At 34.6% G+C, this 6,028-nt stretch carries 7 protein-coding genes and 1 pseudogene; 4 read left to right on the top strand and 4 right to left on the bottom strand.

Going from position 1 to position 6,028, the window contains the following annotated elements:
• The 4 genes and pseudogenes from BLW20_RS09130 to BLW20_RS09115 form a co-directional block, all read left to right on the top strand.
• Positions 1 to 578: pseudogene (locus tag BLW20_RS09130) on the top strand (DUF3050 domain-containing protein); the annotation flags it as partial.
• Positions 579 to 828: 250 nt separating this feature from the next.
• Positions 829 to 1,719, top strand: a complete 891-nt coding sequence (locus BLW20_RS09125; RefSeq protein WP_245725302.1) for an endonuclease/exonuclease/phosphatase family protein — start codon at positions 829 to 831, stop codon at positions 1,717 to 1,719.
• Between the two features lie 196 nt (positions 1,720 to 1,915).
• Positions 1,916 to 3,172 (top strand): putative DNA modification/repair radical SAM protein, encoded by a 1,257-nt coding sequence (locus tag BLW20_RS09120; protein ID WP_091099436.1) that lies wholly within the window; start codon positions 1,916 to 1,918, stop codon positions 3,170 to 3,172.
• A gap of 2 nt (positions 3,173 to 3,174) precedes the next feature.
• Entirely contained in the window at positions 3,175 to 3,942 is a 768-nt protein-coding gene (locus tag BLW20_RS09115) for a TIGR03915 family putative DNA repair protein (RefSeq protein WP_091099432.1), read from the top strand.
• Positions 3,943 to 3,990: 48 nt separating this feature from the next.
• Here BLW20_RS09115 and BLW20_RS09110 read toward each other — a convergent pair whose 3' ends face one another.
• The 4 genes from BLW20_RS09110 to BLW20_RS09095 all read right to left on the bottom strand — a co-directional run bounded on the left by BLW20_RS09110 (position 3,991) and on the right by BLW20_RS09095 (position 6,028).
• Positions 3,991 to 4,398 (bottom strand): RidA family protein, encoded by a 408-nt coding sequence (locus BLW20_RS09110; RefSeq protein WP_091099429.1) that lies wholly within the window; start codon positions 4,396 to 4,398, stop codon positions 3,991 to 3,993.
• A gap of 142 nt (positions 4,399 to 4,540) precedes the next feature.
• Positions 4,541 to 4,978, bottom strand: a complete 438-nt coding sequence (locus BLW20_RS09105; RefSeq protein WP_091099425.1) for an antibiotic biosynthesis monooxygenase family protein — start codon at positions 4,976 to 4,978, stop codon at positions 4,541 to 4,543.
• A 43-nt stretch (positions 4,979 to 5,021) separates the two neighbouring features.
• Positions 5,022 to 5,435 (bottom strand): nuclear transport factor 2 family protein, encoded by a 414-nt coding sequence (locus tag BLW20_RS09100; RefSeq protein ID WP_218143516.1) that lies wholly within the window; start codon positions 5,433 to 5,435, stop codon positions 5,022 to 5,024.
• Positions 5,423 to 6,028 carry a hypothetical protein gene (locus tag BLW20_RS09095; protein WP_143037767.1) on the bottom strand — a complete coding sequence of 202 codons (606 nt, stop codon included), beginning with the start codon at positions 6,026 to 6,028 and terminating at the stop codon, positions 5,423 to 5,425. The genes BLW20_RS09100 and BLW20_RS09095 overlap by 13 nt, the downstream gene beginning before the upstream one ends.

Raw genomic sequence — 6,028 nt, 5'->3', positions numbered from 1 at the left:
AACCCAAACGTAAGGTATTTGATTAATGAAATTGTTTTGGCAGAAGAGTCAGATATTGCTATGGATGGTGCAGGTTAAGTCATTTTGAAATGTACCTGAAAGCTATGGTAAAAAGCGGAACAAGTACCAAATTAATTGAAGATTTTATCGCATCAGTAATCAAAACAGATGTGTTTACCGCTATAGAAAAAAGTACGTTACATCAAAATATAAAAGACTTTTTACGTTTTACTTTTCAGGTTATTGAAAATGGTAAAGCACATGAAATTGCGTCGACGTTTACCTTTGGTAGAGAAGATCTTATTCCGGCAATGTTTACTGAAATATTAAAAGGGTTGAACGAAAAATTTCCCGATATAGATTTGTCCGAGCTTGTTTATTACTTTGAGAGACATATTGAATTAGACGCCGATGAACACGGACCAATGGCATTTGAAATGATTTCTTATTTATGTGGCGATGATTCTTTAAAATGGGAAGAGGTTTTATTTGTTGCCCAAAACGCATTAAAACAGCGGATTAAATTGTGGAATGCCATAGAAGCGTTAATCGATCAAGAAAAATATGCAGAAGCATAACGGAATTATTAAATTGCTTAAATTTAAAATTTGATAATAGAAGTATCACTTAATAACTCATAAATGTATTGTATATGATAATGATAGTAATGTCGTTTTCTATTTTATTGATAGTGATCAGTATGTTGCCGTTTGTTCAAAATCAGCATTGGATATTTAGGGTCGCTGAATTTATCAAACTTCAGTTATTACCTTTGCAGCTTGTTACCTTTGGTATCGCCTTTTTCTATATAAATGAAACCTCCTTATTATGGTACTTACAAGTGATACAGTTGTTGCTGATTATTTATCATATCTATATTTTATCCGTTATACAAAATTCTGGAAAACCACCAAATTTAAAAAATCAGTCGAAACATCTGATAAAATAAAAATCATTTCGTGTAACATTTACCAATTTAATAATCAATATCAACGCTTTATTGAATTGATTAATAAAGAAAATCCGGATATTTTCATAACCATGGAAAGCAATAGCGATTGGGAAAAAGCAATGCGGGGTTTAGAAAAAGATTATCCCAATTTTGAGAAAGTGACCTTAGAGAATACTTATGGAATGCATTTTTACACCAGATTAAAAATTAATAAGATAAAGACGCATTATTTTGTTGCTGATGATCTTCCGAGTATTGAAGCAGAATTAGAAACAAAAGATGGTTATCGGTTTGTGTTTTTTGGAGTACATCCGCCACCGCCAAGTCCAACCGAAGAAGAAACGTCAAAAGAGCGCGATGGTGATTTATTAAGTGTTGCAAAAAAAGTAAGAAATTTTAAATTACCGGTAGTGGTAACAGGTGATTTTAACAACGTAGCCTGGGCTAAATCATCTATTCTTTTTAAGAAGACCAGTCAATTGATAGATGCTAGAATTGGCAGAGGTATATTGGCTACTTTTCATGCTAAATACTGGTTTTTCAGGGTTCCGTTAGATTTATTGTTTCACAGTCCTGATATTTTTATTGATAAGCTTTTTATATATCCTTCTATAGGTTCTGATCACTTTCCGATGGGATGTACTTTTTACATAGATAAATATTCTGAGGAACAGGAAGATTTAGTTAAACACATAGAAAAAGATGAAATGCAAGAGGTTAACGAACTTATCAAAGAAGGTAAAGAAGAAGAAAGCGATAACCGGTAAATATAAGCTTTTAACAGGCCAAGATTAATATAAATAAAACATTTACATACTAATATGTATTTTTACAACAAAGAAAATAAAACGACATAAAACGACAATTTTGTCTTGTAATTTTGATACTGCTTTAATTTAAAATGATATTGTGTTAGAATGTGCAATAATTTACTTTTTCAATTAAAATGCAAAGGAGTTTGTTATGGAACGAATTGAAGAAAAATTAAAAATACTAGCCGATGCTGCCAAGTATGATGTAAGCTGTAGTTCAAGCGGAAGCAAACGTAAAAATACAGGTGGGATCGGCGATGCTTCTGCGTCGGGAATTTGTCATACCTATACCGAAGATGGTCGTTGTGTTTCGCTCCTTAAAATCTTACTGACCAATCACTGTATTTACGATTGTGCTTTTTGTGTGAGTCGTAAAAGCAATGATGTTAAGCGAGCTGCATTTACGGTGGAAGAAGTAGTAGAACTAACCATGAATTTTTACCGCAGAAATTACATTGAAGGGCTGTTTTTAAGTTCGGGAATTTTTAAAAATGCTGATTTTACGATGGAACGCCTGATGCGTATCGTAAAAAAATTGCGCCTTGAAGAAAAGTATAACGGGTACATCCATCTAAAAACCATTCCCGGAGCCTGCGAAGAATTGATTAAAGAGGCAGGATTGTATGTAGACAGAATGAGTATCAATCTGGAAATGCCTACGGAAGCTGGATTAAAAATGGTAGCTCCTGAAAAAGATCATGAATCGGTTAAAAAACCGTTGGCATTCGTACAGAATCAGATTCAGGAGTATAAAGCAGAATCCAAGCTGATAAAACATACACCGCAATTTGTTCCTGCGGGTCAAAGTACGCAAATGGTTATTGGTGCCACTCCCGAAACCGATTTGGAAATTATGAACGTAGCCAAAACATTTTATAATGATTATAAGCTAAAACGGGTGTATTACAGCGGTTATATTCCAATCAACACAGAGAACTCATTGTTGCCACAAGTGGGAAGCAGGCCTCCGTTGGTTCGTGAAAATCGTTTATATCAAACTGATTGGCTCTTACGTTTTTATGATTTTAATTTAGATGAAATATTAAATCCGAAGCATCAGCAATTAGATTTGGATATTGATCCGAAATTGAGCTGGGCTTTGCGAAACCCGCACTATTTCCCGGTAGATATCAATACAGCCGATTATAAACAAATTATTCGAATTCCGGGAATGGGAAGGCAATCGGCAATGAAAATTATCCAGTCAAGAAAATTTGGCAGGCTGTGCGAATATCAGGTTAAGAAAATGGGTATTGCTTTTAACCGTGCCCGGCATTTTATGCGTTGTGCAGATACGCCTATTATTCTGGGGTCGCCATCAATGGAATATGTGAAACAAACCATATTACAAAGAAATTCAAATAAATACCTCAAAGAAACTTCGAGTGCACAGTTGACTCTTTTTTGAAGATGAACTATATTTTTGACGGAACATATAACGGTTTTTTGTGCTGTGTATTTGAATATTTTGAATACAAGGATACTGATGTGCAATTACAGGTTGAAGGCGACAATGCAACCCAAACCACTTTGTTTGGTTTAAGTAAAAACATTATTACCGATTTGGCTAAAGCAAAAAGAGTACAAACTGGATTACAAAAACGTTTGGAAAAATCGGTGGCGATGGATTTTTTCAGGGTTTTTCTTTCGGAAGACCGAAAAGCCTGGGCAGCAAGTTTTAGTATTATATGTCAGATATTTTCAGGCAAAACGAATATTCTTCAAAATTACGGAGATGAAGAAGTGCTGTATTTTAAACAAACTTTGAAGAAAGTAAGCCGGGAGCGCCATCGGATGAAAGCTTTTATCCGGTTTAGTAAAAGTAGTGACGGACTGTTTTTTGCCATAGCTGAACCGGACTTTAATGTATTGCCGTTGATTACTACTTTTTTCAAAAATCGTTATACCGACCAAAAATGGCTGATTTATGATGTAAAAAGAAAATACGGATTGTTATATGATAAACAAACCGTAATGGAAGTAAAGCTTTCTCCCGAAGAAAAGTATGCTTTAACTGCAGATGCCATAATTACATTGGATGAAGAAGACGAACATTTTCAAAACCTTTGGAAACGTTATTATCGAAGTACCAATATTGAAGCCCGGCGCAATATGAAACTGCACCTGCAATATGTTCCTAAAAGATACTGGAAATATCTGGTGGAAAAACAAATATAAAAGTACAATCAACCAAAAAATGGTTACAGTCTAACAATGTGAATAGTATCACTTTTCCCAGTCTGCCGATTCGTCTGCTACTGCAATGGCTTCGATTTCAATTAATGCATCCGGTGAAAATAGTGATGTTGCTGCAAAGATAGTATCTGCCGGATAAGGAGGTGTAAAATACTTTCCTCTCAGCTCAACAATCTTCTCGAAGTTGCCCATATCACGAAGCATAATGGTTACTTTTACTACGTTCTTCAAGCTTGAACCTCCGGCTTTCAAGACCTTATCTAAATTTTCAAAAGCCTTCTGGGCTTGAGCATCAAAGTCGCCTATACCTATTAATTTTCCGTCATCATCAATAGCTGTTTGACCTGAAATAAACAATAGATCGCCTACACGATATCCTTGTGCTAAACGAAAAGGTTCATAAGTATCTGGAGTAATTTTAATCTGTGAAATTTTCATGATTTTATATTTGTATAATTATTGTCGCTTTAATTAGTAAAAAGACATTTTGTAAAGAGGCTTAATTAGATTGTATGCGTGCTTACCCTTAATCGTATAGAACCTGATATAACCAAATCAAGATTTATAATTCGTTATTATACTATTCATCAACAGAATAATAAATACCTCTTTCCATCGAAATACCGTGTTGTTTCAAAAATTCAGGTATATTTAGCCCTGTTTTTTTCATCTCTTCCTGAATTATAGACTTAGCACGATCCAGATGTTGTTGATTTTTCCAGGTAGCAATCGTAATAATGGTAAGATTACCGCCTTCGTCTTCTTGTTGAAAGATTTCGTATTTTACAAAACCTGCTTGTTGGCGGAGTATATTTCTGATGTAAACCGATTTCTCAGAATACTCGGACACGGCTCTAACAGGAACGGTAATTTTATCAATTATGCTTACTTGTTCGCCATAAGGATGATTTGTTGAATGATCTTGTTTCATCGTTGTTTGATTTTTATTCTGTGTAAAACCACTGAATGCTATAAACATCAATGAAATTACGGTAATGATTCTGAATGATTGTTTCATATTCTTTTATGTTGTTATCATACATTTAGGTGATGAAATTATTCTATGGTAGTTGCATAAAACTTGCACCTATGATTTTTAATGTATCTTCAAACTGTTTCCAAACTCTAAAATAGCGGAACGTACCTTCCAACGGTGTGCCCATCATTTTCCCTTTCGCGGTCATTGTTACGACTGTAAGTGCAGTGTTTCCTGTTATTTTAATGTCATTAATTTCTGTCGAAGCCTCTTCGATAATCATTGTTTTTGCTCTGTGAGCATTTAAATCCATTTCCTTAGTTACAATTTCTCCTGTTGGTGTAACTGCAATTAAGTCATCGTGTAATAGTTGATCGAAAATCTCTACATTGCTGACAAGTTGAGCCGAAAAAAGTTTATTTTCAGCTTCAATAACATCTTCTTTGGTAATCTTTAGTTTGTTCATGTTTAATGTTTTTTCATCTTTCAATTTTGCCATTTAGTTTTTCCGTTTTCATCAAACATTTGAATGGTAGGGTTACCTAAACTATCAACTTTTAAAACAATTCTCGGCACTTCATTGTGGTCTTTCATAATCAGTGAGGCATTGCCATTTTCTGTCATCAGATTGATTCTGTCGATGTTGTACCCGGGTTTGCCCGAAAGATCTTTGTCGTTGATGAATAAACCAGCTCTGAAATAATTGTCGTGCTTATTGTCTTGTGCCAAAATTCCGATAGCGTCTGCATTCTGGTAATCAAATGCCAGGGCGTTCAAATTGGTTTCCTCATTATCAGTTATCGCCAAACCTCCTCTTTCATTTCCATTTTTGTCATAAAAAATAAGCCCCGCTGGTTTGTAAGCCCTCTGAAAAGTCTTCCCTCCGACAATAGGATCAGGAATATACTTGGTATTTGCTATGACGATTCTGTTGTTTCCTGTATCGTCGTCTTTTATCGTTATCTTCTCGGCTTCCATAAAGCTACTTGACTTATCATTTAAAAGCATATAGGATAGTATGGAAACAAGTACGATATTGAACAGTAAAAGTGCTCCAAATAGAAGTTTAAAAAATGTAGATGTTGTTTTCAT

Source organism: Paenimyroides marinum (genome assembly GCF_900108395.1).
Classification (GTDB): Bacteria; Bacteroidota; Bacteroidia; order Flavobacteriales; family Flavobacteriaceae; genus Flavobacterium; species Flavobacterium marinum.
Note: the sequence above shows the minus strand (reverse complement) of the source record. Positions and strands in the feature narration are given on the sequence as shown.

Excerpts from the sequence above, each read along its gene's own strand:
- BLW20_RS09110 (WP_091099429.1), bottom strand. The coding sequence starts at position 4,398 with ATGAAAATTTCACAGATTAAAATTACTCCAGATACTTATGAACCTTTT.
- BLW20_RS09100 (WP_218143516.1), bottom strand. The coding sequence starts at position 5,435 with ATGGCAAAATTGAAAGATGAAAAAACATTAAACATGAACAAACTAAAG.
- BLW20_RS09105 (WP_091099425.1), bottom strand. The coding sequence starts at position 4,978 with ATGAAACAATCATTCAGAATCATTACCGTAATTTCATTGATGTTTATA.
- BLW20_RS09095 (WP_143037767.1), bottom strand. The coding sequence starts at position 6,028 with ATGAAAACAACATCTACATTTTTTAAACTTCTATTTGGAGCACTTTTA.
- BLW20_RS09120 (WP_091099436.1), top strand. The coding sequence starts at position 1,916 with ATGGAACGAATTGAAGAAAAATTAAAAATACTAGCCGATGCTGCCAAG.
- BLW20_RS09115 (WP_091099432.1), top strand. The coding sequence starts at position 3,175 with ATGAACTATATTTTTGACGGAACATATAACGGTTTTTTGTGCTGTGTA.
- BLW20_RS09125 (WP_245725302.1), top strand. The coding sequence starts at position 829 with ATGGTACTTACAAGTGATACAGTTGTTGCTGATTATTTATCATATCTA.